Here is a 26,978-nt window from a genome sequence, read left to right as displayed (position 1 = left end):
CATTTGCGGGCCATTCTTTCGTGCCTCGCGCTGCAACGACAAGCGAAGAATTCGCTGGAAAAACATTCAAAAAACTCGCGCTCGCTGTTCGACTAAATCCTTTTGCGGCGTCCCTTTAATCGCGCACAATCCGTCGCTCGCCGTCCTCGCCGAGCCTCATGGCTAGGACTTCTTGACGAATAAGTAAAAGACTTGAGACTTTCATGAGAATCAAAGTAATCGCCCTCGCCTCGCTCGCCTGTATCGTGACTTCAGCTCATGCTCAAAGCAGTGTCACCCTGTTTGGCGTCCTCGATGAAGGCTTCGACTACACGAGCAATGTCGGCGGGAATCGTGTCTATGAGCTGACGAGCGGCTATGCGTCGGGAAGCCGCTGGGGCCTGCGCGGCGTCGAAGATCTGGGCGGCGGCACGAAGGCCGTGTTCCAGCTCGAAAGCGGCATCAATTTGAGCAACGGCGCGGCGGGCCAGGGCGGACGCATGTTCGGGCGGCAGGCCTACGTCGGCGTCACCGATAATCGTTTCGGCTCGGTCACGCTCGGCCGTCAGTACGATTCGGTGGTCGACTATCTCGCGCCGACGACGGCCAACGGCAACTTCGCCGGCTATCTCTTCGCGCATCCGTTCGACAACGACAACACCGACAACTCGTTCCGCGTGAACAACACGGTCAAGTACGCGAGCCCGTCGTTCGGCGGCTTCAGGTTCGGCGGCACGTACAGCTTCAGCAACGACACGAACTTCGCGAACAACCGGCAGTACAGCATCGGCGCGTCGTATGCGAACAGCGGCCTTCTGATCGGCGCGGCTTACTTGCGCGCGGATGGCGTCGGCATGAACGCGAACGGCGCAATCGCCACGAACGACGCGAGCTTCATCGCGCAGCGCATGCAGATTTTCGGCGCGGGCGTGAACTACACGTTCGGCAAGGCGACGGCGGGCTTCGCGTACACGAACTCGAGTTATCGCGATCCGGTGACGAACGGCTATATCGGCGGGTCGCTGGCATCGGCGGGCAACACGCTCAACAACCTGCGCTATCAGAACTTCGAAGTGAACGGGAAGTATCAGTTCACGCCGGCGTTCTTCGTTGGCGGTCAGTACGTCTATTCGATGGAAACGTACGACTCGACCGCCGGCACCGTGAAGCCGCACATCCATTCGGCCGGTCTGATGGCGGATTACTTCCTCTCCAAGCGCACCGATGTGTACGTGCAGGGCGTCTATCAGAAGATCGCGGGCAGTTCGACCGGTTCGGTGATGGATCAGGCGTTCATTCCCGGCACGCAGGGTGTGTCGTCGGATTCGGAGCAGTTCGTCGCGCGCGTCGCGTTGCGGCACGCGTTCTGACGGTCGAATCGATGAAATCGCTGTCCGCGTATTAAACGCGGACAGAAAATTCCTAAGCATTTCCTAAGCTTTCGTCTTCTAATCTTGCGGCTTTCCCGAACACCAAGACGCCGCAAGATGAATCACACGCTCGCCCCAGCCCCCGCGCGCCGCCGTCGGACGCCATGACTGCCCGGAGACACGCCATGAGGGTATTGCTCGTCGAAGACGATCGCATGATCGGCGAATCGGTTCAGAACGAACTGCGCGACGGCGGCTACGCGGTCGACTGGGTGCGCGACGGCAAGCTCGCGCTCACGACGCTCAACACGCACGTCTACGACGCGATCCTGCTCGATCTCGGCTTGCCCGGCGCCGATGGCTTCGCGGTGCTGCGCGCCGTGCGCAGCGGGGCGAATCACGTGCCGCTCATCATCGTCACCGCGCGCGATTCCGTCGATGAACGCATTCGCGGACTCGACGAAGGCGCCGACGATTACCTCATCAAGCCCTTCGACATCTCCGAGCTCAAAGCGCGCATGCGCGCGGTGATCCGCCGCCGCGGCGGGCAGGCCGCGCCGATCATGTCGAACGGCGTGCTCACGCTCGATCCGGCCACGCGCGAAGCCACGTCCGGCGATATCGCGATCCGACTTTCCAGCCGCGAATTCGCGCTGCTGCAAGCGCTGATGATCCGCCCCGGCGCGATTCTCTCGCGCGCGGAAATCGAAGACCGCATCTACGGCTGGAACGAGGAAGTGGAAAGCAACGCCGTCGAATTCCTGATCCATTCGCTGCGCAAGAAGCTCGGCGCCACGGCCATCAAGAACGTGCGCGGCGTCGGCTGGATGGTCTCGAAGCAGCCATGACGCGTTCGCTTCAGTTCAGGCTGTCGGCCTGGCTGTCGGCGCTGATCGTCGCGATCGCGGCGGCGGGCGGCGTCATCGCGTTCCAGACGGCTTTCCACGAGGCCAACGAATTGCAGGACGGCCAGTTGAAGCAGGTCGCCGCGCTCGTCACGCCGCGCACGCTCGCGACGATGCAGCGTGAAGCGCTCGGCCGCGTCGACGGCGCGGATCCTGAGTCGAAGCTCGTCATCCAGACGATCGGCGAGCGAGCGCCGCTGCCGGTCGCGTCCGGTCTGCGCGACGGCCTGCAGAACGCCATCGTCCAAGGCACGCGCTGGCGTCTCGTCGTGAAGACGCTCGATGACGGCACGCGCGTCGTGATCGGCCAGCAGACGGCGGGCCGCGACGAGATCGCCCGCAACGGCGCGCTCGCCACCGTGATGCCCTTCGCCGCGCTCGCGCTCGTGCTGCTCGCGGCGCTGCATCTGATCGTGCGCCGCATGTTCCGGCCGTTGAGCGCGCTGTCGGCGAGCCTCGACACACGGCCCGAACACGATCTCTCCGCGCTTTCCCGCGACGCGCTGCCGAGCGAGATCGCGCCCTTCGTCGTCGCGATCAACCGGCTGCTCGCGCGCGTGGAGGCGTCGGTGGCGCTGCAGCGCCGCTTCGTCGCCGATGCCGCGCATGAACTGCGCTCGCCGCTGACCGCGCTGTCGCTGCAGGCCGAGCGCCTCGACGCCGCCGAGTTGCCCGACAGCGCGCGCGAACGGCTCGACGCGCTGCGGCGCGGCCTTGCGCGCACGCGCGCGCTGCTGCATCAACTGTTGACGCTCGCGCGCCTGCAGCAACGCACCGACGCCGATACCGCGCGTTTGCGCGTGCAGGACGTCTTCCGCAATGTTCTCGAAGATCTGATGCCGCTCGCGGAGACGAAGGACATCGACATCGGCGTATCGACGAGCGACGACGTGTTCATCCACGCGCCGCAAGCCGATCTCACCATCATGGTGAAAAATCTCGTCGACAACGCGATTCGCTATACGCCGGCGGCCGGCCGCGTCGATCTCGCGGCGGGCGTTTCGAATGCGCGGCCGTGGATTCGCGTGGCGGACAGCGGGCCGGGCATCGCGCCCGAGGAACGCGCGCGCGTCTTCGATCCGTTCTATCGCGTGCTCGGCGGCGACGCGGACGGCTCGGGCCTCGGGCTCTCGATCGTCGGCACGATCGCGGCGCGCATCGGCGCGACGATCGAACTCGCGGATGCCGCGCCGCGCGGGCTCGTCGTGACCGTCACGATCTGAACGCGTCGGCTGCCTGAAGCGACATGCACGACGCGCCGGACCATACGCGCCCGCGCGTGTCCGGCGCACGCGCGGCGTGCTATCGTCGATGCGTCATTCCGACGTGGCATTCCGATGCCGCCATCATGAGTCAAGTGCGCTATCCCCTCGGCCCCGATGACCGCGTGCATCTGCTCTGCTGGCTCACGTGCGGATTGCTCGGCGCGTACTACATCGAAGGCGAATGGCCCGATACGTCGTTTCAGGTGCGCGCCGCGCATCGCTGGCTCGACCGGCATCATCGCGCGGCCGACTGGATCGAGACCGCGCGGCTTTCGGTGGCGGCGCACGCGCTCGCCGCGCGCTTCTCGACGATGCTTGACGCCGACGCCTCGCGCACCGACATCGAACGCATTCTCGAAGGCGAGGATCTCGACTACGAAAGCGTCCTCGTGCAGCGCATTTATCACGAGTGCTGGATCGAGCTGTCGAGCGGACGAAAGCCGTCGCAGTAACGCGTTCCTCCGATCAATTTCCGTGCCGCGCCGCGCGCGTGCCTTGGCGCGTCTCGCGCGCGGGCACGGACATTTTTTTGCGCTGGCGGAATGTGCGGAACCCCACATTGGCGCTCAGGGCGCGGCGATACCATCGGCGCGCCTGCTCGCACGTCGATGTTCGCGCCTCCCGCCGATGTCCCCAATCGCCGGGCTGAAAAGCGGCTACACCGTCAGCGGCCAAAAACGATGACAACAATCGACACCGACTGGAGGTCGCCATGCAGCGCAGCATTCGTCCGCTTGTTTCTCAAACCGCGATTCGTCGTGCGCGCCTGCGCCCGCTCGCGATCCTCGTGCCGATCGTCGCGGGCCTGACTTGCGCGAGGATCGCCGATGCCGCGCCGCCGCTGCCCGCCGGCGGCCAGTTCGTCGCGGGCAGCGGCGCGATCAGCGGCGGCGGCACCGGTTCGACGCTCACCATCAATCAGACGACGACGCGCGGTGTCATCGACTGGAACAGCTTTTCCATCGGCAGCGGAAGGCAGGTCACGTTCAACAACGGCAGCGGCGCGACGCTCAATCGCGTGACAGGCGGCAATGCTTCGGTCATTCTCGGCCAGCTCAACGCGACGGGCAGCGTGTATCTCGTCAATCCGCAGGGCGTGCTGGTCGGGCCGGGCGGCGTCGTCGCGACGGGCGGGCGCTTCGTTGCGTCGGCGCTCGACATCGGCAACGATGCGTTCATGCAGGGCGGCCCGCTCACGCTTTCGGGCGGCGGCAACGGCATGGTCATCAATCTGGGCACGATCGGATCGAGCGGCGGCGACGTGTTCCTCGTGTCGCGCACGGCGGCGGTGAATGGCGGCAGCATCAACGCGCCGCAGGGCACGGTCGAAATCGCGAGCGGCAATCAGATGCTTCTGCAGGATTCATCCGGTGGACAGCAGGTTTTCGTGCAGGCGGGCAGCGGCGGCACGGCGATGAACGGCGGCGTGATTCGGGCGGCGCAGGCGAGCCTCCAAGCCGCCGATGGCAACGTGTACGCGCTCGCCGGCAACAGCAGCGCGATCCGCGCGACCGGCACCGCGACGCGCGATGGCCACGTCTGGCTCGTCGCCGATCAGGGCGCGGTCCACGCGAACGGCACGCTCGCCGCGACGAACGCAGACGGCAGCGGCGGCACGGTCGAAACGCGCGCGAATACGCTCGATGTCGCGGGCGCGAACGTGACGGCGCGTACATGGAAACTCGGCGCGCCGTCGTTCACCGTCGATCAGGCGAACGCGGATTCCCTCGCGCGCGGCCTTGCCAACGGCACATCGGTGGATGTCGAAGCGAGCACCGGCGATCTGAACGTCGGCGGCAACGTCCAGTGGAACGGCAACGCGTCGCTGACGCTCGGCGCGGCGCACAGCGTGGCCATCGGCGCGGGCGCGACCATCGGCAACACGGGCAACGGCAATCTCACGCTGCGCGCGGATTCGGGCGGCATCGACAACGGCGGCGGCGTGGCGAACAGCGGCACGATCGACTGGTCGAAGAGCGGCGGCATCGTCAGCGCGCTTTACGACATGAACGGCAGCTATGCGCCGGGCACGCTGCTCACGAACAGCGGATGGACCGCCGCGCCGTACAGCGGCGTGCGCACGCAGGCGACCGCGTACCGGCTCGTGAACAATCTCGCGGATCTCTCGAACGTGACGCAGGATCTCGCGGGCAACTACGCGCTCGGCAAGGATATCGACGCGAGCGCGACGTCGTATCCGAACTATTTCACGGCGATCGGCTCGAAGACGACGCCGTTCACCGGACAGTTCGACGGCTTCGGCCACACGATCGACAGGCTCGCGTCGACGCCCAATCTCAACGACGACCGTCAGGGCCTGTTCGGCGTGATCGGCGCGAACGGCGTCGTGCGCGATCTGAATCTCACGAACTCGAGCACGGGCGGCTACGCGTCGGGCGCGTACGGTTTGCTCGCGGGCCAGAACGACGGCCTCGTCACGTACGTCAACACGACGGGCGGCGTCGGACAGAACGGCTTCGGCGGCGCGGGCGCGGGCGGGCTCGTCGGCGTGAACAACGGGATCATCGAGCGCTCGTCGAGCACGGCGGATGTCGGCTATCAGATTCCTGCGGGCGGGCTCGTCGGCGTGAATAACGGCACCATCGTGCAGTCGTATGCGACCGGCACGACGTACGCCGGAAATCACGGCCAGACCGCCGGGCTCGTCGCGTACAACAACGGACTGATCACGCAGTCGTATGCGACGGGCGGCGTGGGCGGCTTCGGCGGCGGCGGGCTCGTGTTCGACAACGGCGCGACGGGTGTCATCAACGAGTCCTTCGCCGTGGGGCAAGTCGGCGGCGGCGGGCCTCCGGGCGACGCATACGGCGGTATCGCGGCGTACAACGAGGGCGCGATTCACAACAACGTCTACTGGAACAAGGAGACGACGATCCGCACGAGCGCGGCCGGTTCGAACTCGGGCACGACGCCGCCGGACTCGAACGGGCTCACGACCGCGCAGATGAGCAATGCGTCGAATTTCCTCGATTGGGGCATTCCGTCGGGCGGCGTCTGGGCGATGCCTACCGGCGCGACGCATCCCGTTTTGCAGTGGCAGCAGGCGCAGCCTTGAGGGGCGTGCCGAGCGGATCGTCAGCTTCCGATCACGAGGAATATCTCCCCCACCGGCGCCTTCGATCCGTTCGGCACGACCGCCTTCAACGGAAACCCATACGTTCCGCGAAAGCTGACGAACCTTCCGACCTGCACACGCACGCCCACACCGACGCTCGCCAGCGAAGCATTGTTCACTTCGCCGAATTCCGCGATGCGATTCCACACGTGACCCGCATCGAAGAACACGAACGGCTGCATCGCCGCCAATCCCGCGAGTCCCGCGCTTCCCGCCGATATCGCCGGCGCACGCAATTCGGTTTGCAGGTTCCATCCGCGATCGCCCTGCGCGGAATACGGCTCGTAGCCGCGCACGGTGGCATCGCCGCCGAGTCCGAGTTCCTCGCTCGGCAATAGCGTGCTGCCCGTCCACTGCAACAATCCGCGCGCCGATATCGAGAATCCCGACTTGCCGAGCGGCATGTCACGCTGCGCCGACAACTGCATGTACTGATAGCGCGGCTTCGCGCCGAGACGAGCGGCATCGTAGGCTTCGTCGTTGCTGTTGCTGTCGAAGTAACCGGGACTCGCGAAGAGCGCTGCGTTCAGATGCGTATCGCCCGATGCATCGCTATTCGAAAGATCGTAGGCGATCACGAACTGATGGATATGCGTGTTCGCATTGAACACCTGAAAGCCGCCGAACTCGAGATCGTTGTTCGAGCGCTTGAAGTCGTAGCCGAGTTGCACTTGCTGTTGCCACGCGCCCGCATTGTCGAGCGGCGGCAGACGCCAGTCGTAACGAAAACTGAGCTGCGCGCTGAGACCCGTTTGTCCGTAACTGTCGGGCAAACGCGGCGTGCTCTGCGCGAACACGCCGAACAACTCGATGCGATCGAGCCACGGCAACGGCGCAACGGCATTGAACGCGTGCGCGATGTAGCGCGGACGATCAGGCCGCCCTTCGATATCCGGATTGCCGCTCAACAGATCGTTACTCGCGGTCATCTGATAGCCGATGCGCGCATCGATGCCGAACAGATTGCCGTAATCGAATCCCGCGAGAATGCGATCGCGGCCGAGGTCGCGCACGCCGTCGTTGTTATAGCCGCCGTAAATGCGGAACGGAAAGCGGTCTTCGGTTTGCAGCACGACGTCGGTCGTATCGGGCGCGGTGCCGGGCGCATAGATCACGTCCACGCGCCGATACGGATTCGCGTTGAGCAACGCGAGTCCCGCGGCGACATCGGCTTCGCGGATCGGCTCGCCGCGCGCGAGCGGCATCTCGCGGGCGAGCAGCGCATCGGAGAAATGGCGGTTGCCCTTCGGCATCACGCGCCCCGCGCGAAACTCCGCGATGGCGATCTTCACGACGCCATTGCTCACGTCCTGCTCGGGCACGTACACATCGACGAGCGGCTGGCCCGCCGCGCGATAACGTTGCACGACGGCGCGCCGGATTTCCGCGAGACGCGCGAAGGTCAGCGGCTTATGGAGATCGGCGGAGAAGCTGTCGAGAAAATCGGGCGTGAGAAAAGGCGCGCCCGTCGACGTGATCGCGCCGTTCGCGCCCGATTGCGTCGCATCTGATGTAGCATCCGCACGCACGAACGCGATGCCGCGCAGATCCTGAAGCGCGATTCTGTGCGAGTCGTCGCTCGGCTCGGGCGGCGACGGCGACGCGCGCGGACGCTGCTCGGCGGGCGGCGCAATCGGCGCGACATCGCGATACGACTGCGCGGCGGCGTCGCGTTCGGCAACGATGCAGGCGATCGCGGTCGATAGCACCGTCGCGGCGACGCGTGTGCGGTTCAAATCATGTCTCCTCGGCGCCGGCCGCGTAGGTTGGCCCCGCATGTTATCAGCGCACGGAGCGGAACGTTTCATGCGTCGGGCGCGCATGACCGGTCGCAAGAGAAAGATGCTCGCACCGTACCTGTTAGCGTCGCGAACGCGCGTAGAAATGACTCGACGCGAACGGCCGAGCCAGTAGAAAACACCGCAGCGACATTGGCCTTTCTTCCGACCGCGCAACGCATCTATGATTCGGAGATGATCGGCGCGATGAGCAGCCGAACCGCATTGTCAGGACGAGGATGGACAAAACCTCCAACGCAGAAATCACCGATTCCGCTTCGCTCGATGCATCGGTCTACGCGCAATGCGCGCGCGAGCCGATCCACATTCCCGGCGGCATTCAGCCTCACGGCGTGCTCTTCAGCGTCGACGCGCATTGCCACATCCTGCAGGCGAGCGCCAACGTCGCGCAGCTCGCGCACATCGCGCCCGAAGCGTGTCTCGGCCGCGCGCTCTCGACGGTGCTCGGCCAGCACGCGGCCGAACGTGCGAGCGCGGGACTGAAGCAACTCACGCGCGACGGCGCGGCGATCCACGTCGGCAACGTCGTGCTCGACGGATGGACGCCGGACGGTCCCGTCGCGATCGTCGTGCATCGGCATGACGGGCTGTTGTTCGTCGAAGTGGAGCCGGCGCGCGACACCGCCGACGTCTTCTCGACGATGTATCCGCTCGTGCGCTCCTTCGTGAGCGATGTCCAATCGATGCACACCGTCGAGCAGATTTGCCAGTTCGCCGCGAACGAGATCGCGCGCATCACGGGTTTCGGCCGCACGCTCGTCTATCAGTTCGACGAGGAAGGCAACGGCAACGTGCTCGCGGAAAGCGTCGAGCCGGGCTATCCGTCGTATCTGAAGCAGCACTTTCCGGCATCGGACATTCCCGCGCAGGCGCGCGAGCTGTATCGCAAGAATCGCATTCGGCTCATATCGAACGCGAACTACGAAGCCGCGCCGCTCGTGCCCGCGCTGCATCCGGCGACGGGCCGCCCGACCGACCTCACGTACGCGTCCTTGCGCAGCGTGTCGCCCGTGCATCTGCAATACATGCGCAACATGGGCACACTCGCGTCGATGTCCATGTCGATTCTCGTCGACGACAAGCTCTGGGGCCTCATTTCCTGTCATCACGCGACGCCGCGTCTGCCGCCGTTCGAAGTCCGCACTGCGTGCGAGCACGTCGCGCAGATCGTCTCGCTGCAGATCGAAGCGCGCGAGACGCAGGCCGAAGCGCATTACCGGCTCGAATTGCGCCGCATGCTTTCGAAGCTGCTGTCGTCGATGGCGAACACGGACAGCTTCGTCGAAGCGCTCGTCAGCGACGCCTCCGATCTGCTCGGCTTCACGCGCTCGTCGGGCGCGGCGGTGATCTTCGAAGGACGCACGTCGCTCATCGGCGTGACGCCGAGCGCGCACAGCGTCACGGCGCTCGTCGACTGGCTCGACAATCAGAGCGAGGACGTCGTGATGTCCGACCGCGCTTCGCAGGATTGCCCCGCGCTCGCGGATTCGCCCGAAGTCGCGGGCTTTCTCGCGGTGTCGATCTCGAAGATCTACCGCAATTACGTGATCTGGTTTCGCCGCGAAGTCGTGCAGACGATCGAATGGGCGGGCGATCCGCGCGCGAAGCTGACGGGCCTCGCCGCGTCGCTTTCGCCGCGCGTGAGCTTCGATACCTGGACCGATGTCGTGCGCGGCCGCTCGCTGCCGTGGCGACCCGCCGAGCGCGAGATCGCGCTGGAATTTCGCGCCGCCGTGCTCGGCATCGTGTTGCGGCGCGCGGAGGAAATTGCGCAGCTCGCGACGGAACTCGGGCGCGCGAATCACGAACTCGAAGGATTTTCATACACGGTGTCGCACGATCTGCGCGCGCCGCTGCGGCATATCGTGAGTTTCGCGGACCTGCTAAAGCAGATGGACGGCGAAAAGCTGTCGGAGCGCGGGCGCGGCTATCTGGAGCGCATCGTGACGTCGGCGCGTTTCGGCGGGCGTCTCGTCGACGATCTGCTGTCGTTCGCGCAACTCGGCCGCGCGGCGCTGCGTCCGCACACGGTCGACGTCCACGCGCTGGTGCATACGGTGATTCAGAACGATATCGACGAACAATCGTCCGCACGCGTGCATTGGAAGGTGGACGCGTTGCCGCGCGTCGAAGCGGATCACGTGTTTCTGCATGTCGCGTTCGCGAACGTGATGTCGAACGCGGTGAAGTTCAGCGCGCAACGCGAAGAGCCGACGATCGAGGTCGGCGCGCACGATGGCGTGGGCGAGCTGATCGGGCATGTCGTCTATTTCGTGCGCGACAACGGCATCGGTTTCGATATGCGTTATGTCGACAAGCTCTTCGGCGTGTTCCAGCGTCTGCACGTCAACGAGAAGTTCGACGGCACCGGCATCGGGCTCGCGAACGTGCGGCGCATCATCGAGCGGCATGGCGGCAAGGCATGGGCGGAAGGCGCGCCCGATGGCGGGGCGACCTTCTATATGGCGCTGCCGAAGCAGTTCCGCCCCGAAAGCGGCGTGCGGCGCGATACGGCCGCGACCGCGCTGGCGCGGCTCGCCGCGGGCACGGGCGGCGCGGGGCACGACATCGGCCAGCTCATCAAACGTTCGGAGCAGGACAAGAAGTAACGCGCAATGCAAAACGGCCGCGATCTTGTGGATCGCGGCCGTTCTTTTTCCTACGACGCTGCGCTTAGAAGCGGTGACGCAGGCCCACGGTCGCCGCGACCTGATTCTGCGTCGACGACGGCGACAGCGTGTTGATCATCGCGACGTTGGCGCCCGCATTGCCCAGCTCGCCCGACGCATGCTGGTACACGCCTTCGACGTACACATCGGTGCGCTTCGAGAGCGAGTAGTCAGCCTGCAGCGAAACGGTGTGCCACTTCGGATCGCCCGAGCCGTTCGCGCCCGTCACCTTGCCGTCCGTGTACGTGTACGCGGCGTCGAGGCTCAATGCCGGCGTCACGAGATAGCGGCCGTTCAGCTCGAAGTTGTTCATGTGCAGGTTCGAGTTGCCCGGCAGCGCGAACGTCGTGCCGCCTTGCGATGCGGCGAGCAGGTTGTCGTAGTGCGTGTTGGTCCACACGAAGCCGACCGTCGCCGGGCCGTACGTGTAGTTCACGCCCGCGCCGAACGTGCGCTGCAGTTCAGCCGTCAGATTCGCGTTGTTGCCCTGACCCGCCGACACCGCGCCGCCCGTGTTCGCGTTGTTGCGCGAGTTGTTCGTCTGCAAGTAGGCCGCGGCGAAGTTCAGCGGGCCGTTGCCGTACGACGCGCCGGCGCTCCATGCGCGGTTGTTCGCGAACTGGCCTGCGTCGTTCGAGAAGCCATACAGGCCGCCGAACTTGAAGCCCGCGTAATTCGCGCTCTGATACTTCACCGAATTGCGGATCGAGAACGAGTGATCGAGATTGTCGTTGTCGAACGGATGCGCCGTCAGGTTATTGCCATAGCCCGCGCCTGCTTCGGCGAGCGGCGACAGATAATCGACCATCGAATCATATTGACGGCCGAGCGTGATCGTACCGAATTGATCGTGCTGAAGGCCGACATATGCCTGACGGTTGAACATCGTGCTGTTTTCGGTATAGCGGCCGTTATTGAGGTTGAAGCCGCTCTCCAGCTTGAAGAGCGCGTGCAACCCGCCGCCGAGATCTTCACTGCCTTTCAGGCCGAAGTAAGTATCCGAAACCGCGCCGCTGCCTTGCTGCCAATTGTTATGGCCACCGGCGTTGTTCGTATAGACGAGACCGGCATCCAGCGTGCCGTACAACGTGACGCTGCTCTGAGCGTGGGCTGCTGCTGCGAAGGTGCCGAGAATGCCCGCGATGAGAAGGGTTTTTTTCATGGTTCTCTGTGTCCTGTTTAATGCGAAAGCTTCCAGGGACTGAAAGAGCCCGGGAAACTGGGACACACTGTATGCGACGGGCGCTTGAATGTGACCGCGTATCCGGCGCAATAATCATTTGCTGATTCTGCGAACCGGCGTGCAGATCCCTTCATAATCTTTTAAGGTCAAGTGCTTAGCGGCGATTCGGAGCTCAGATAATCCAAATGGCTGTTGCACATCGACGACGTTATTACTGCGCATTCTGGAGAAGTCCATTGCGTCGCATGCGGTTTATAGCGGCCGAGGCGTTTTGCTAAGCTTCCCGGGTCTGAAGATCTCCACGCAGATATCTCGAGGACACGGAGCGGTTTCGCGAGAGGGAGCCGCTCCGTTTTTATTCCCGACGCGGCGATTAATCCGAGCGCTTTAGACGGTCTCAGAACAGCGGCCGTCGAAATCACTCAGTTACCCGAAGTACCCGAACGATTTTCCCGATTCTTGATGCCGACCGTAAAGGTTACGCGCCCACCGCGAACGGAACGAATCGCATTTAGATGAATCGAATCAACGAGTAACGCGATATGTTTCTCTAAATATCTCGACGTTTTGAAAATTTTGCGCGAGATAGACGGGCAAATCAGGCGACGAAATTACGTCCTGTGACGGCAAATTTCGGAAATTCGCGAACAAGTTCTTCACTAAATGTAACCGTCGCGCAAACGTTTGCTACCGCACAGAACGGGACCGGGCGTTCTGCTCGTTTCATTTCGAAACAATCTGAAGGAGCTTGAATCGCCTCTGCGGAACGCTGCTTGCTTTAATAGAGGCCTCTGTAAAATCTAGCCGGATATAGCCACATGAAAAGAAGCGCCAATGCCACGACCGTCCCAGCATTTCGACAGCGGCGGCCCGCTCAGCTCGCTGAACGCGAGCTTCTGCATCTGGAAATGATTCTCTCGAGTGTCGTCGAAGGGAACTCGGCTTCCGATCGCCTTCCCGCCAGCTATTGGGATATGCGGATTTCGCAACTGGACGCGGAGTACGACCTCGTCCCGTCGCAAAGTCAGCGTGTAGCATCGCTTCAACGCAAACTCGCGTTACTCGACAACGCGCTCGCCACCGCTGCCGACGCGCAGGAAGGGCAACAGAACCGGCGCGTCGCTGCCTGATCCGGGTTCGTCGCGCGGCGCTAATTTATAGTGCCGCCCGCACCCATTCGTCGACCAGCGTGCGCGCCTGCGTGTGCGCGCTCATCAGCGCGTCCTCGGCGGATGCGAAATTCGAATAGCGTGTGTTCTCGATCAGGAGTGGCGAGAACGCAGTGACCGGCCTTCCGGAACGGCTGATCGTCACGATCGCCAGATAGCGCAATTCGCCCGGCGGCGGCACAAGCCGGCTGCTCGTTTCGATCGCGACTTCGAGCACGAAGCCCTTGTGGTTGTACGACCGTATCATCCGGACACCCCGTACGCGCCGTGGATATGGCGTGCTTCCAGCATGACATATACCCGTTCGAAGCGCTGCTACTTCGCGCGTCGAAGCGCCGTGAGCGCGATGTCAGCGGCGAGATCGGCGCGCAGTTCGGCCCATTTGCCGAGCAGCGTGGCGTCGTCGGTGAAGAAGTAAGGCGCGTGCGTCCAATGGGCGACCTTTCCGCCCGCGACGGCCAACTCGAAGATACGCATGTCCTGGTCATCGCTGACGCCTGCGCTCACGAGTTCGCGAAACGATCGAATATCGTGCAGCGAGACGTTCTGTATGCCGACGCCGTGCACCACCGCCATCACCGTCTTGCCGATGCGCCAAGCGGCCTCGCGGCTATCGGCGAGCACGAAAGCGACGCTTTCCAGAGGCGTCTCGAACTTCAGCCGATACAGCCGCGCCCTGCATTGTTCACTGAGTTGCGTGTTCATTTGACTCAAGCCCGCGTCGCTCGCCTGGAGCGACGCGCAGCAGGAATTGATCCCGCTTCAGCATAGGATGCCGCGACCCCGAACGTATGTCCGATTGCACTGCGTTTCGAACGCACGCGCGCGCGTCACCTGATTCACCGGTTCAGCTCCTCGAGCCGCAGCCCGTTGGTCTTCGGACCGAACAAGCCGATTGCCAGCGCCACGAGCAGCATGCAAACCGTAATGCCGATGAACACGCCCGGCACGCCGAAATCCTTCAGCAGCGACGCGATGATGAAGCCCGACATCATCGCGCCCGCGCGGCTCGCCGAGTAGACGATTCCGCTCGCCCGGCAGCGCACGGCCGTGGGAAAAAGCTCGGTCTGATACGCGTGATAGCAGACCGAGATCGTCTGGCCGGCGAGCGAGATCAGCACGCCGAGCGCGATGAGCGCAACGGGCGATTTCATCTGCCCGAACGCGAGACCGCTCGCGATCACGACGAGCGCACCGCCGACGATCAGATACTTCCGCTGCACGCGGTCGGCGTAGAACATCGCGAAGAGCGGTCCGAGCGGCAGCGCGAAGGCGATGATGAACGAATACAGCAGGCTCTTCATCACGGTGATGCCCTGCCCGATCAAGAGCGTCGGCACCCAGTTCGCGAAGCCGTAGTACCCGATCGCCTGACAGAAGTTGAAGACGATGAGCATCACGAGACGCGAGCGATACGGCGCGACGAACAGCTCGCCGAGCGACGCCCGCCGATGCGCCGGCTGCTCGGCGACAGGCGCGGGCGGCGGCAATGCGGCGCCCGATTCGCGCTCGACCACGCGCTCGATGTCGCCGACGACGCGTTCGCTCTCCTCGAGCCGGCCATGCATCGCGAGCCAGCGCGGGCTTTCCGGTACCGCGCGCCGGATGAACCACACGATCACCGCGCCGACCGAACCGGCGAGCACGACGACGCGCCATCCATCGAGACCGAACACGGTTTCCGGCACGAGCCAGTATGAAAGCAGCGCGGCGACGGGCGCCGCCGCGAACATCACCATCTGATTGAAGGCCATCGCGCGGCCGCGCATGTGCTGCGGCACGAGTTCCGTCACGTAACTGTCGATCGTAATGATTTCGATGCCCACCCCGATGCCCGTCACGAAGCGCCAGAAGATCACGCCTTCGGGGCTCGTCTGGAACGCCATGATCGCGGAGCCGATCGAGTACCACAGCAGCGAGAACGTGAACACGCTGCGCCGCCCGTAGCGGTCCGGCAGCCAGCCGAAGAAGAACGTGCCGATGAACAAGCCCGCGAACGTCGCCGCGATGAATCCCGCAATGCCGGTGAAGCCGAAGAACGCATGCGTCGTCGTCTGCAAAAGTCCGCTCTTCGCCATGCCCGGCGCGATATAGCCGGTGAAGATCAGATCGTAGATTTCGAAAAAGCCGCCGAGCGAGATGAGCAACACGAGCATCCAGAGATGCCGCGTGATCGGCAGTCGATCCATGCGCGCGGAGATTTGCGCGCCGGGCGTCGTGGCGACGCGAACGTCGGGCGTTGCGAGCGGCTCGGCGACCGCGCTGAAAGTGGGCTGCATTGTCCTGTCTCCTGTGTTGGCGACGGCGCGTGTTTTTATATGCGCCTGTCGCAATGCCTCATGCCGTGACGCGTTTCGTCAGTTGCCCGAGCACTTCGTCCGTGTGCTCGCCGACGCGCGCGAGCGGCTGCCGCACGCCGGGGCGGCGTCCGCCCATCGTGAGCGGGAGCAAAACCACGTCGGTCGTGCCGCCGTCGTCGGTCTGCATCGGCACGAGTCCGCCGCTCGCTTTCAGATGCGGATCGTCGAGCAACTGTTCGGGGCGCATGATCGGCGCGTAGGGAATGCCGGCCGCTTCGAGCTTCGGCGCGAGCTCGTGGGCGCGGTGATCCGCGAGAATCTCGCCGAGCCGCGCGAGCAATTGCGGCCGCACCGCGACGCGCATCGCATTGGTCGCGAACTCGGGCGCCTGCGCGAGATCGGGACGTTCGAGCACATCGCAAAGCGTAACGAATTGCTTGTCGCTCACCGCGCCGATGAACAACTGCTCGCCTTCGGCCAGCGTGAATACGTCGTACACGCTCCATGCCGATACGCGCGACGGCATCGGCGGCGGCGCTTCGCGCGTCATCGCGTATTGCTGCATGTGTTGCGCGGAGAGAAACACGCAGTTCTCGAAGAGCGCGCTCTGCACTTCCTGGCCGCGTCCGGTGAGATCGCGTTCGCGCAGCGCGGCGAGCACGCCGATCGCGCCGAACATGCCGCCCATGATGTCGTTCACCGACGTTCCCGCGCGCAGCGGCCTGCCCGCCGGACCGGTCATGTAGGCGAGGCCGCCCATCATCTGCACGACTTCATCGAGCGCGAGACGCTTCTCGTACGGCCCCGGCAAAAAGCCCTTGTGCGACACGTAGATCAGTTTCGGATGCGCCTTCGACAAGGTTTCGTAGTCGAGACCGAGCTTCGTCATGAGGCCGGGGCGGAAATTTTCGAGCAGCACATCGCATGCGCCGATCAGTTCGAGCGCGCTGTCACGCCCTTCTTCCGTGTTGATGTCGATGACGACGCTCTTCTTGTTCCGATTGAACGAGCGAAAGAAGCCGATGCCGAGACCCGGCAGATTGCGCGTCTTGTCGCCGCCGGGCGGCTCGATCTTGATGACTTCCGCGCCGAGATCCGCGAGGATCATGCCGCAGGTCGGGCCCATCACCATATGCGTGAACTCGATCACGCGCACGCCTTCGAGCGGCAGGGTTGAATGACTCATGACGTCCTCAGGCTTCGATTGCAGTTTTCGATTCGTGATTGACCGGCAAGCCCGCGAGCGCGAGCGCGCCGTGCAGCGTTTCGCCGTCGAGCCAGCGCGCGAGTTTCGCGCCCACGTCCAGCAACGCTGAAATATCGATGCCGGTCTCGATGCCCATATCGGCGAGCATGAACGCGAGGTCTTCGCTCGACGCGTTGCCGCTCGCGCCCGGCGCATGCGGACAGCCGCCGATGCCCGCGAGCGTCGCATCGAAACGCGCGACGCCGGTTTCGAGCGCGGCGTAGACATTGGCGAGCGCGAGGCCGCGCGTGTCGTGAAAGTGGCCGCACCAGAAGCGCTCGCCGGCGATGTCGCGCGCCTTCTCGAAGAGCTCGCGCACCGCACGCGGACCGGCGTATCCAACCGTATCGGCGATGCTCACGCGGTCCGCGCCCGCATCGAGCAGCGCCTGCATGTAGCGCAGCACATCGGCGTGATCGACGCGGCCCTGAATCGTGCAGCCGAACGCCGTGCCGATGCCGCCCTCGATCAGCGTCTTCGCGCCCGACGCATCGCGCGCCGCACGCATGCGCGCGACTTCATCGACGACTTCCTCGGGCGTCTTGCGCAGATTGGCGAGACTGTGCGCGCGGCTCGCGGAAAGCGGCACGAGCATCAGATCGGCGTGCGCTTCGATGGCGCGCTCCGCGCCTTTCAGATTCGGCACGAGCACCGAGACCAGCAGGCCCGGCAGCGTCGTTGCGTAGGCGACGAGTTCGGCGGTATCGGCGAGTTGCGGCAGAAGGCGCGCGGGCACGAACGAACCGACTTCGATTTCGCGCTGACCGGCGGCGTAGGCATCGCCGATCCATTCGATCTTGCGTTCGGTCGGCACGATTGTGCGAATGCTCTGCAGGCCGTCGCGCAGGCCGACTTCGCGGATTACGGCGTTCTGCGGGAACGCGGGCATGGCTTTGTCTCCGGTCTTATGTGTATGGTCTCGACTTTAGAGATTCCGCAAATGGCCTAAAAGCGGTAATTTGGAAAGCTCATGCTTCCCGTTCGGAACGTCAGAGGAATCCAGTCACATGCGCGATATCGATCTGAAAACGCTGCGTCTCTTCGTGACGGTCTGCGAGCACCAGAACATCGCGCGCGCGGCGCACGAGGCGCATATCGAACCATCCGCGATCAGCAAGCGCATCGCGCAACTGGAAACATCGCTCGGCGTGCCGTTGTTGTCGCGCTCGCGGCGCGGCGTCGAACCGACGCCCGCGGGCATCGCGCTGCTCGAACACGCGCGCAGCGTGCTGTTCACGATGGAACGCATCGCCAACGACGTCGCCGCGTTCGGCGGCGGTCTCATGGGGCGCGTGAGCATTTGCGCGTCGGCATCGGCGATTGCGGAAGCGTTGCTCGACGATATCGCGTCGTTCATGCGCGAGCCGTCCAACAAGAACATCAAGGTCGATGTCGAAGAACGGCTATCGAACGATCTCGTGCGGCAGTTGCGCGAAGGCGTGGCGTCGGTGGGCGTGTGCTGGGACAGCGTCGATCTGCACGGGCTGCAACATCGCGCTTATCGGCACGACCGGCTCGCGCTCGCGGTGCCGGCGGATCATCCGTTCGCGAAGCGGCGTTCGGTGAGCTTCGAGGAATCGCTGGAATTCGAGCACGTCGGTCTGCCGCCCGCGACCGCCGTGCATACGATGCTCCAGCGCGCGGCGGCGCAAGCGGGCAAGTCGATGTCGTATCGCGTGATCGTGTCGAGTTTCGATGCGGCGTTTCGCGTCGTCGCGGCGGGGCTCGGCATCAGCGTCGTGCCGATGGAAGTCGCCGGAACGTATCGGCAGGCGCTCGGCATCGAAGCCGTGCCGCTCTCCGATGCGTTCGCGAAGCGCCGCTTCGTCGTATGTTTTCGCGACTTCGAGGCCTTGCAGCCGGCCGCGAGGCGGCTCGTCGAGCATCTCGAAACGCGTGCGGCGCGTTAGGCGGGCGCGTCGCAGAACACGGTTTGCGTGTCCTTTTTCTCGATCGTCAGATTCACCGAACGCGCGCCGCCCGGGCGCGTGCAATGCGGCTTGCCCGCGGGCACGGTCAGCAATTGCCCGGCGCGCAATTCGACGGCGCCTTCCTCGAACTCGATGACGAGCGTGCCTTCGACCGCCACGAAAGTCTCGTCGGAGTTCGGATGAAAGTGCCATCGATACGGCGCGTCCATCACGCTGATATGGACGTCGTGATCGTTGACGTTTGCGATGACGCGATTCATGTAGCCATCGCGCGCGGCATCGGCGATGGCTGCGTAGTCGATTGTGCTGTTCATCGTTTCAGGCTAACGCCGCGCGCGAATCGGCACAAACGAATCGTTTTGACTTTCATGTGAGCGCGATTCACACGCCTGCCGCGTTCGCGTGCCCCATGATCGCCGAGATATTGCCGATGGCCGGTTGCGCGTACCGCACCGGCGGCGCATCGGGCGGCAGCGGCGCGGGGCCGGAATCCGTCGCGTGCGCATCGACCGGCAGCGGCGGCGCACTCTGCGCGCTCGATGCGACCGGGAACAGCGGCCCGCCCACAATGCCCACGCCGATGAACGGATGCGCCTGCGCCACCGTCACGAGGCCAAGGAGTTTCACGCCCACCATCACATGTCGGATCGTCTTCATTTCTCGTCTCCCGCGCTGCGTTGTTCGTCGATGGAGGCATTCTGCGCGGCGAAAATGAGCAAAGAATGAGAGCGCGGCGGGCGTCAGACCATGTGAACTACACTTTCGAGACGTCACGATGCGTTCCACGGTCCCTTCATGCAAAGCCGATTCACCGCGATTCTCGTCGCCCTCACCGCGGCCGCGCTCTTCGGCGCGACCACGCCCATCGCGAAAGCGCTGCTCGGCCCGATGCCGCCGTTCATGGTCGCGGGCCTGTTCTATCTCGGCAGCGGCGTCGGCCTCGGCGCGATTCTGCTCGCGCGCGGAATCTGGCGCGAAAAAACCGAAGGCATGCGCGCTCGGGAAATCGCATGGCTGTGCGGCGCGATCGCGTTCGGCGGCGTCGCGGGGCCGGCCTTGCTGATGCTCGGCCTGACCAGCACGCCCGCCGCGACGAGCTCGCTCTTGCTCAATCTCGAAGGCGTGCTGACGGCGGCGATCGCGTGGATCGTCTTTCGGGAAAACGTCGATGTATCCGTGTTTCTCGGCATGGCCGCGATCGTCGCGGGCGGCGTCGTGCTCGCGTGGGAACCGGGCGCCGCCCATGCGACGACCGGCGCGATCCTGATCGCCCTGGCGTGCCTGTGCTGGGCCATCGACAACAATCTGACGCGCAAGATCTCGACCGCCGACGCAATGGTCATCGCCTGCGCGAAAGGGCTCGTCGCGGGCGCGACGAATCTCGGCATCGCATTCGCGATGGGCGCGCACTTGCCCGCGCCGCCTATCGTCATCGCCGCGATGGCGACGGGCTTCGGCGGCTACGGCGTGAGCCTCGTGCTGTTCGTGATCGCGTTACGGCATCTCGGAACGGCGCGCACCGGCGCGTACTTCTCGGTCGCGCCGGTGTTCGGCGTCGCGCTCTCCCTCGCGATCTGGCCGCAAACGCCGGGCATGCCGTTCTGGATCGCCGCCGCGCTGATGACGCTCGGCGTGTGGCTGCACGTACGCGAACGGCACGAGCACGAGCACACGCACGAGCGCCTGGAACATACGCATCGGCATGTGCATGACGAGCATCATCGGCATACGCACGACTTTCCGTATTCCGGCGACGAACCGCACACGCATCCGCACGCGCATCTGCCGATCACGCACTCGCACGCGCACTTCCCCGACATTCACCACCGGCATTCGCACAAGCGCGGCTAGAACACCTTGCCGGGATTGAGCAGGCCGTGCGGATCGAGCGATGCCTTGATCGCGCGCATCGCCGCGATATCGGCTGCGCGGCGCGCGAGATGAAGATATTCGCGCTTCTTCACGCCGATGCCGTGCTCCGCCGAAATCGATCCTTCGAACTCGCGCGTGACGTCGTAAATGACGGCATCGACATCGTCGTGATCCTGCTTTCCCCGGCCGGGAATATCCACGACGATGTGAATGTTGCCGTCGCCGAGATGGCCGTAGGTCATCACGATGGCGCCCGGCCAGCGCGCGCGCAGACGCGCTTCGCATTGCGCGGCCGCATCGCCGACTTGCGCGATCGAAAAGCTCACGTCGTACGCCGCGTAGTTCGGGATGAAGCGATCGTATTCGCCGGGCGCATCGCGGATCGCCCAGAAATCGCGCGCGTGCGCTTCGTTCGATGCAATGGCCGCGTCCGTCACGATGCCCGCTTCGAGCATGCCGCCGAGAAATTCCTCGAACGCTTCGCCGTGCCGCGCGGGATCGGTGCCGACGCTTTCCAGCAGCACGTAGAACGGATGCGCATCGGCGAGCGGCGCGCGCAGGTTTTTCAGATTCGCGATGACCGTATCGTGATAGCCGGCCCACATCACTTCGAACGCGGACACGCCCGGCGCGAGGCTCGCCTGCGCGCGCGTGAGCAGCGTCGTCACCGCGGCGAAATCGGGCAGGCCGCACCATGCGGTCGCGGTCGCCGTGGGCTTTGGACGCAAGCGCAGCACGACCCGCGTGATGACGGCGAGCGTGCCTTCGCTGCCGATCAGAAGATGACGCAAGTCGTAACCGCTGTTGTTCTTGATCATCTTGTTGAGCCCGCCGACGATCTCGCCGCTCGCGAGCACCGCTTCGACGCCGAGCACCTGATCGCGCATCATCCCGTACTTGATGACGCGGTTGCCGCCCGCGTTCGTCGCGAGATTGCCGCCGATGGAACAACTGCCGCGCGCGCCGAGATCGAGCGGAAAGTAGAAGCCCGCCGCGCTCGCCGCTTCCTGCACGACTTGCAGCGGCGTGCCGGCTTCGACGGTCATCGTCCCCGAGATTGCGTCGATCTCGACGATGCGGTTCATGCGGTCGAGACTCAGGCTCACTTCGCCGCCGAGCAGATTCGCGCCGCCGACGAGTCCGGTCAATCCGCCTTGCGTGACGACCGGCTGCTTGTGCGCCGAGCAGATGGCGAGCGCCTGCGCGACTTCATTCGTATCGCGCGGACGGATGATCGCGAGCGGCGTCGCGCCGGGCATGCCGCTCCAGTCGGCGACGCGCCGGTCGCCGAATTCGTCGGGCAGCGCCACGACCTGTGCGCCGAGCGCTTCACGCAATGCCATCACTGCTTCGCTTACTGCCATGCGTCGTCTCCTTCGTTGTTTCGGTTCGGTATCGGATGCGATAGTTTGAACCAAAACGCGCGAGAATTATTGGCAACGATTCGGGAGAAACGCGACGATGGAACGGGCAGACTACGAAAGCGCGCTGGCACAACTGGTCGGCGCGGCGCAACTGGTTGCGTCGGGCGCGGATAAAGATCGGCGCGCGCAGGCGTTCGAGATGCTGGCGTTTTATCGGCTGCGTCAGGGACGAATCGGGGAAGCGGGCGCGCTCGTCACGTCGAACGACGAGCTTTTCAAGGACACGGCGATCGCCGCGCTCACGATGGCGGGCCGCAAGGAATTTCTCGCCGCCGCCGCGTTGCTCGAACAGGCGCGCGGACTGTTGACGAACTGAACTACGCAAGCGCGAGGAAATTGCGCACCACCGCCGATGGATCGTCGCGCCGCGACGCCAGCGCGAGCCGCGCGCGCAAGCCTCGCGCGACGATCGGACGGTAGACGACGCCCGCGACGCGCACCTGCGTGATCGCCTTCGGCACGATCGATATGCCGAGCCCCGCCGCCACGAGCGTCACCGCCGACGCCATCTGCGGCGCGGGTTGCGCGAGACGCGGCTCGAAACCCGCCGCGGCGCATGCGGCGACGATGTCGTCGAACAGCGTGCCGCCCGCCGCGCGCGGCACTTGCACGAAGGGTTCGTCGATCAGTTCCGCCAACTCGATGCGCCGGCGCGAAGCCAGCCGATGACCGACAGGCAAGGCGACGAACATCGGCTCGTCGTCCCAGTCATGCTGCTGCACGACGTCCGCGACGCGACGCTCCGGACGAACGATGGCGACATCGAGCTGCCCCGCTTCGATCTCGTCCAGCAGCACGCCGGAAGCGGCTTCGTGCAGCGTCAGTTCCGCATCGGGATACGCTTCGCGAAATTTGCGGATCAGCGCCGACACGCGCTCGTTGAACGCCGCCGTGCCCGTGAACCCGACGCGCAAATGTCCGGTTTCACCCCGCGCCGCGCGTTGGGCCGCTCGCGCTGCGCGTTGCGCGTCGTCGAGCACGCGGCGCGCTTCGTCGGCGAACACGCGTCCGGCCAGCGTCAGTTCCGCGCCGCGCGCGGTGCGCTTGAACAACACGACATCGAGTTCCTGCTCCAGCGCTTTCACTTGCTGGGAAAGAGGCGGCTGGCCGATGCCGAGCATCTCGGCGGCCTTCGTGAAATTCGCGGTTTCGGCCACGGCCAGGAAATAACGCAGATGCCGAAGCTCCATTTTCTTTTTCCTTTTGCATGAACACGATCGAGCCAGTGTTAAAACATATCGCCGGGCATACTTTCATATATTGGACATATGAGCGCGCATTGGCAAGAATGAATCCGGTTACTTCTCAACCGGCGACGCCCATGTCCTCCCCTTCGATTTCACCGTCGGCGACCCACGAACGCACCGCCGCGACGCGCCCGCTTCCCAGCGGCATTTCTCCTGCTTCGGCCGCGTATCGGCGCATCGCGCTCGCGCTCTTTCTCGCGGGCTTCTCGACGTTTTCGCTGCTCTATTGCGTCCAGCCGCTGCTTCCGGCGTTCGCGCGCGAGTTTCATATCGGCGCGGCGGCGAGTTCGCTGTCGCTGTCGGTTTCGACCGGATTTCTCGCGGTGTCCATTCTGTGCGCAGGCGCGTTGTCCGAGCGCGTCGGGCGGCGCGGGCTGATGTTCGCATCGATGACATCGGCGGCCGTGTTCAATCTGCTGGCGGCGAGCGCATCGAACTGGGACGCGATGCTCGTATGGCGCGCGCTCGAAGGCTTCGCGCTTGGCGGCGTGCCCGCCGTCGCCATGGCGTATCTCGCCGAAGAAATCGCAGCCGAAGGGCTCGGCTTCGCGATGGGCCTTTACGTCGGCGGCACGGCTTTCGGCGGCATGATCGGGCGGATCGGCATGAGCGCGCTCGAGGAATATTTCTCGTGGCGCACGGCGATGTGGACGATCAGCGTCATCGATCTGATCGCGGCCATCGCATTCGTGATGCTGCTGCCGCCGTCACGGCGTTTCGTCAAACGCACCGATCTCACGCTTCGGCATCATTTTCAGCTGTGGAAAGCGCAATTGCTTCACGGACTTCTGCCGCTCGTGTTCGCCATCGGCTTTCTCGCGATGGGTGCGTTCGTGACCGTGTACAACTACGCGGGATTCCGTCTTGTCGCGCCGCCGTTCAACCTGAGCGCGACCGCATGCGGCCTGATCTTCGGCGCGTATCTGTTCGGGATGGTGTCGTCGTCGACGGCGGGCGCGCTTGCCGACAGGTTCGGACGAGCGCCGGTTCTCGTCAGCGGTGTCGTGCTGTTCGCTCTGGGTCTCGCGCTGACGCTTTCGGGCGCGCTCGTGACGATCATCGTCGGCATCGTGCTCGTGACGATCGGCTTCTTCGTCACGCATTCGGTCGCGAGCGGATGGGTCGGGCAACTCGCCGGCAGTGCCAAGGGTCACGCGGCATCGCTCTATCTGCTCGCTTACTACGTCGGGTCGAGCGTGCTCGGATCGATTGGCGGATCTTTCTGGCAGCACGGCGGATGGCTGGCCGTCGTGGGCTATGTCGGCGTGTTGCTCGCGGTTTGTCTCGTGGTGGTGAGCCGCATCGTTCAGAAGCGCGACATCCGGTAGCGCTAGAACAACTCCGTTTCGAGCGGGAGCAGGTTGATCCATTTCACGGCGGTGCGCCGCTCCACGCCGTCTTCATGAATCGACCGTATCATCACGCGCTGGCCGCGCGCCTCCCCGAGAACTTCGACGATCCGGTTGCGATATCGCGCAAGCGAGCCGCGTAATGGCTTGCGCTTCCTGCTCTTGCGGGGAGAAACTGCGGGCATGGACGTGACAACGATTTATGACGGCCACATCATAACGATGCTCACGCCTGCACTCAAATATTCAACCTCCTCACTGCGGCCCGCCACACCATGCGTCGAATCACTGTCCGGACATCGCCCGTTCATGGCCGGGGCGTTTTCGCTCTCGCCGACCTTCCCACGGGCGCGCTGCTGCTCGAATACAAGGGTCTGCGCCTGTCGTGGAAGGAGGCGCAGCGCATGCACGCGAAATCGAACGCGGAAGAGGGTCATACCTTCCTCTTCGGTCTCGATGACGGCACGGTCATCGACGGCGCGCGCGGCGGCAATTCCGCGCGCTGGCTCAATCATAGTTGCGCGCCGAACTGCGAAGCGGAGCAGGACGGCGAGCGCGTGTTCATCCGCGCGATCCGGCCGATCGGCAAAGGCCAGGAGTTGTTCATCGACTATTGCCTGACCGTCGATGGCCGGCGCACCGCGGCGCTCAAGCGGCTCTATGCGTGCCGGTGTCTCGCGTCGGGTTGCCGTGGAACGATGCTTTCGCACAAGTAGGGATTGCACCGCGAGACACCTGACCTGCACATGACGGACACCTACTCCGGCGATATCGAACGCCTGCCCCGCGAGCGCATCGACGAGATGCTCACGAACGTCGCGAAGGGCGACGAACAGGCGTTCGCCGAGTTGTATCGCGCGACATCGGCGCGGGTGTTCGGCGTGATCGTGCGCATGATCCGCGATCGCGGCGAAGCCGAAGACCTGCTGCAGGAAGTGTTCGCCACGGCCTGGCGTCGCGCGGATACCTTCGATCCGGCACGCGGCAGCGCGATGACATGGCTCGTCGCGCTCGGGCGCAATCGCACGATCGACCGCATGCGTCAGCATCGCGAAGAACTGCTTGGCGAAGGCGATGCGCCCGACATCGCCGACGAAGCGCCCACGCCCGCGGCCGCGGCGGAATCGAGCGAGGAACGGCGGCGGCTCGAATCGTGTCTCGACCGGCTGGAGCCGCAGCAGAAGAGCGCGATCCGCGAGGCGTTCTTCACCGGCGCGACGTACAACGAACTGGCGCAAAGGCTCGCCGTGCCGCTCGGCACGATGAAAAGCTGGATTCGCCGCAGCCTGATGCAGCTCAAGACCTGCCTCGAACAATGAACACGCCCGCTCGCGACGACGACGATCTGCGCTGCGCCGAATATGCGCTCGGCGTGCTCGACGCGCACGAACGCGCAGCGCTCGAAGCGGACGTGTCGCGCGATCCCGCGTTGCGGCACACGCTCGATGACTGGCAGCGACGTCTTGCCCCGCTCGCCGACGATGTCCGCGCGATCGCGCCGCCGCCGCGCGTGTGGACGCGCATCCGCCGCGATCTGGGATTCATCGCGCCGCAGCCGAAACGCGAACGCTGGCGCGACAGCCTGAACGTGTGGCGCTGGCTGACGATCGGCGCGAGCGTCGCCGCGCTCGTCCTGCTCGGCGTGACCTTCACCTTGCTGCGGCAAGCCCCGCAAACGCCGACGACGGCAGCCGTCTCCGGCGAGTACATGGTCGCGTCGATCGCGCGCAAGGACGGCGTCGTGCACTGGACCGCGACCGTCGATGTGCGGCGCGCGCGCATGGTCGTCGTGCCCGCGTCGCACGTCACGATCCCCGCGAATCGCGCGACGGAACTGTGGCTGATTCCGCCGAACGCGAAGCCGATTGCCCTCGGCGTCTTCCCGCCCGATCGTCCCGCGACGATGACGCTGCCGCCCGAGATCGTCGCGCAACTCAGCGCGCAGGCCGTGCTCGCCGTATCCGACGAACCCCCCGGCGGCTCGCCGACGGGCGCCCCGACCGGACCCGTGCTCGCAACCGGCCAGATGCGTTCGACCTGACGATCGATCGCATCGCGACTCTCGCACAGCGAACGTCCATCTTTCGTTCGCTGCATCCAATCGCACTCGGCATCCGTATGACTCGGTGAACGC

At 64.7% G+C, this 26,978-nt stretch carries 25 protein-coding genes; 14 read left to right on the top strand and 11 right to left on the bottom strand.

Translation table 11 applies throughout. From position 1 onward, the window contains the following. Positions 1–203: 203 nt before the first annotated feature. From NCS67_RS24545 to NCS67_RS24525, 5 genes are all read left to right on the top strand, one after another. Positions 204–1,349, top strand: a complete 1,146-nt coding sequence (locus NCS67_RS24545; protein ID WP_250436995.1) for a porin — start codon at positions 204–206, stop codon at positions 1,347–1,349. Positions 1,350–1,534: 185 nt separating this feature from the next. Continuing rightward, positions 1,535–2,197 (top strand): response regulator transcription factor, encoded by a 663-nt coding sequence (locus NCS67_RS24540; RefSeq protein WP_008347261.1) that lies wholly within the window; start codon positions 1,535–1,537, stop codon positions 2,195–2,197. After that, entirely contained in the window at positions 2,194–3,477 is a 1,284-nt protein-coding gene (locus NCS67_RS24535) for an ATP-binding protein (protein ID WP_250436994.1), read from the top strand. Before NCS67_RS24540 ends, NCS67_RS24535 begins: the two co-directional genes overlap by 4 nt. 125 nt (positions 3,478–3,602) lie before the next feature. Next, positions 3,603–3,971, top strand: coding sequence for a hypothetical protein (locus tag NCS67_RS24530; RefSeq protein ID WP_250436992.1), 369 nt, complete (start codon positions 3,603–3,605; stop codon positions 3,969–3,971). Between the two features lie 260 nt (positions 3,972–4,231). Further along, complete coding sequence (locus NCS67_RS24525) at positions 4,232–6,595, top strand: beta strand repeat-containing protein (RefSeq protein ID WP_250436991.1); 2,364 nt, start codon at positions 4,232–4,234, stop codon at positions 6,593–6,595. A gap of 20 nt (positions 6,596–6,615) precedes the next feature. On the opposite strand, the gene NCS67_RS24520 is transcribed toward NCS67_RS24525, so the two are convergent. Next, positions 6,616–8,391: a ShlB/FhaC/HecB family hemolysin secretion/activation protein gene (locus NCS67_RS24520; protein WP_250436990.1), complete on the bottom strand. Its 1,776-nt coding sequence runs from the start codon at positions 8,389–8,391 to the stop codon at positions 6,616–6,618. 281 nt (positions 8,392–8,672) lie between these two features. On the opposite strand from NCS67_RS24520, the gene NCS67_RS24515 reads away from it, so the two are divergent. Next, positions 8,673–11,063, top strand: coding sequence for an ATP-binding protein (locus tag NCS67_RS24515; RefSeq protein WP_008347252.1), 2,391 nt, complete (start codon positions 8,673–8,675; stop codon positions 11,061–11,063). Positions 11,064–11,127: 64 nt separating this feature from the next. Here the strand turns inward: NCS67_RS24515 and NCS67_RS24510 are convergent, their stop codons facing one another. Continuing rightward, the gene (locus NCS67_RS24510) at positions 11,128–12,285 is read right to left on the bottom strand and encodes a porin (protein WP_008347250.1); all 1,158 of its coding nucleotides are present in this window, start codon (positions 12,283–12,285) and stop codon (positions 11,128–11,130) included. Between the two features lie 839 nt (positions 12,286–13,124). On the opposite strand from NCS67_RS24510, the gene NCS67_RS24505 reads away from it, so the two are divergent. Next, positions 13,125–13,436, top strand: coding sequence for a hypothetical protein (locus NCS67_RS24505; RefSeq protein WP_075583514.1), 312 nt, complete (start codon positions 13,125–13,127; stop codon positions 13,434–13,436). A 25-nt stretch (positions 13,437–13,461) separates the two neighbouring features. On the opposite strand, the gene NCS67_RS24500 is transcribed toward NCS67_RS24505, so the two are convergent. From NCS67_RS24500 to NCS67_RS24480, 5 genes are all read right to left on the bottom strand, one after another. Further along, positions 13,462–13,722: a hypothetical protein gene (locus NCS67_RS24500; RefSeq protein WP_008347246.1), complete on the bottom strand. Its 261-nt coding sequence runs from the start codon at positions 13,720–13,722 to the stop codon at positions 13,462–13,464. A gap of 68 nt (positions 13,723–13,790) precedes the next feature. Beyond that, on the bottom strand, positions 13,791–14,180 hold the full coding sequence (locus NCS67_RS24495) for a hypothetical protein (protein WP_250436989.1): 390 nt from the start codon (positions 14,178–14,180) through the stop codon (positions 13,791–13,793). Between the two features lie 134 nt (positions 14,181–14,314). Further along, the gene (locus tag NCS67_RS24490) at positions 14,315–15,754 is read right to left on the bottom strand and encodes an MFS transporter (RefSeq protein WP_250436988.1); all 1,440 of its coding nucleotides are present in this window, start codon (positions 15,752–15,754) and stop codon (positions 14,315–14,317) included. A 58-nt stretch (positions 15,755–15,812) separates the two neighbouring features. Continuing rightward, positions 15,813–16,961: a CaiB/BaiF CoA transferase family protein gene (locus NCS67_RS24485; protein ID WP_008347241.1), complete on the bottom strand. Its 1,149-nt coding sequence runs from the start codon at positions 16,959–16,961 to the stop codon at positions 15,813–15,815. A 7-nt stretch (positions 16,962–16,968) separates the two neighbouring features. Next, a complete protein-coding gene (locus NCS67_RS24480; RefSeq protein ID WP_250436987.1) occupies positions 16,969–17,910 on the bottom strand; it encodes a hydroxymethylglutaryl-CoA lyase in 942 nt (313 codons plus the stop codon). Positions 17,911–18,028: 118 nt separating this feature from the next. Here NCS67_RS24480 and NCS67_RS24475 point away from each other — a divergent pair, with 118 nt between their 5' ends. After that, entirely contained in the window at positions 18,029–18,931 is a 903-nt protein-coding gene (locus NCS67_RS24475; RefSeq protein WP_175982065.1) for a LysR family transcriptional regulator, read from the top strand. Here the strand turns inward: NCS67_RS24475 and NCS67_RS24470 are convergent. After that, a complete protein-coding gene (locus NCS67_RS24470; protein WP_008347234.1) occupies positions 18,928–19,266 on the bottom strand; it encodes a cupin domain-containing protein in 339 nt (112 codons plus the stop codon). The two genes, NCS67_RS24475 and NCS67_RS24470, sit on opposite strands and share 4 nt — an antisense overlap. A gap of 67 nt (positions 19,267–19,333) precedes the next feature. Then, positions 19,334–19,609, bottom strand: a complete 276-nt coding sequence (locus NCS67_RS24465; RefSeq protein WP_250436986.1) for a hypothetical protein — start codon at positions 19,607–19,609, stop codon at positions 19,334–19,336. A 138-nt stretch (positions 19,610–19,747) separates the two neighbouring features. On the opposite strand from NCS67_RS24465, the gene NCS67_RS24460 reads away from it, so the two are divergent. After that, positions 19,748–20,803 (top strand): DMT family transporter, encoded by a 1,056-nt coding sequence (locus tag NCS67_RS24460; protein WP_175982066.1) that lies wholly within the window; start codon positions 19,748–19,750, stop codon positions 20,801–20,803. On the opposite strand, the gene NCS67_RS24455 is transcribed toward NCS67_RS24460, so the two are convergent. Beyond that, a complete protein-coding gene (locus NCS67_RS24455; protein WP_250436985.1) occupies positions 20,800–22,188 on the bottom strand; it encodes an FAD-binding oxidoreductase in 1,389 nt (462 codons plus the stop codon). The two genes, NCS67_RS24460 and NCS67_RS24455, sit on opposite strands and share 4 nt — an antisense overlap. Positions 22,189–22,285: 97 nt before the next feature. Here NCS67_RS24455 and NCS67_RS24450 point away from each other — a divergent pair, with 97 nt between their 5' ends. Next, positions 22,286–22,564 (top strand): hypothetical protein, encoded by a 279-nt coding sequence (locus tag NCS67_RS24450; RefSeq protein ID WP_008347227.1) that lies wholly within the window; start codon positions 22,286–22,288, stop codon positions 22,562–22,564. A 1-nt stretch (position 22,565) separates the two neighbouring features. Here NCS67_RS24450 and NCS67_RS24445 read toward each other — a convergent pair whose 3' ends face one another. Continuing rightward, positions 22,566–23,438 carry a LysR family transcriptional regulator gene (locus NCS67_RS24445; protein WP_008347225.1) on the bottom strand — a complete coding sequence of 291 codons (873 nt, stop codon included), beginning with the start codon at positions 23,436–23,438 and terminating at the stop codon, positions 22,566–22,568. 131 nt (positions 23,439–23,569) lie between these two features. Between NCS67_RS24445 and NCS67_RS24440 the strand changes: the two genes are divergently transcribed. The 4 genes from NCS67_RS24440 to NCS67_RS24425 all read left to right on the top strand — a co-directional run bounded on the left by NCS67_RS24440 (position 23,570) and on the right by NCS67_RS24425 (position 26,885). Continuing rightward, the gene (locus tag NCS67_RS24440; RefSeq protein WP_250436982.1) at positions 23,570–24,823 is read left to right on the top strand and encodes an MFS transporter; all 1,254 of its coding nucleotides are present in this window, start codon (positions 23,570–23,572) and stop codon (positions 24,821–24,823) included. A gap of 296 nt (positions 24,824–25,119) precedes the next feature. After that, complete coding sequence (locus tag NCS67_RS24435) at positions 25,120–25,560, top strand: SET domain-containing protein (protein ID WP_008347218.1); 441 nt, start codon at positions 25,120–25,122, stop codon at positions 25,558–25,560. A 30-nt stretch (positions 25,561–25,590) separates the two neighbouring features. Beyond that, a complete protein-coding gene (locus tag NCS67_RS24430) occupies positions 25,591–26,163 on the top strand; it encodes a sigma-70 family RNA polymerase sigma factor (RefSeq protein ID WP_008347216.1) in 573 nt (190 codons plus the stop codon). Then, positions 26,160–26,885 (top strand): anti-sigma factor, encoded by a 726-nt coding sequence (locus tag NCS67_RS24425; protein WP_008347214.1) that lies wholly within the window; start codon positions 26,160–26,162, stop codon positions 26,883–26,885. The genes NCS67_RS24430 and NCS67_RS24425 overlap by 4 nt, the downstream gene beginning before the upstream one ends. Positions 26,886–26,978 lie beyond the last annotated feature (93 nt).

The organism is Caballeronia sp. ATUFL_F2_KS9A, assembly GCF_023630765.1.
Taxonomy (GTDB): Bacteria; Pseudomonadota; Gammaproteobacteria; order Burkholderiales; family Burkholderiaceae; genus Caballeronia; species Caballeronia zhejiangensis.
Note: the sequence above shows the minus strand (reverse complement) of the source record. Positions and strands in the feature narration are given on the sequence as shown.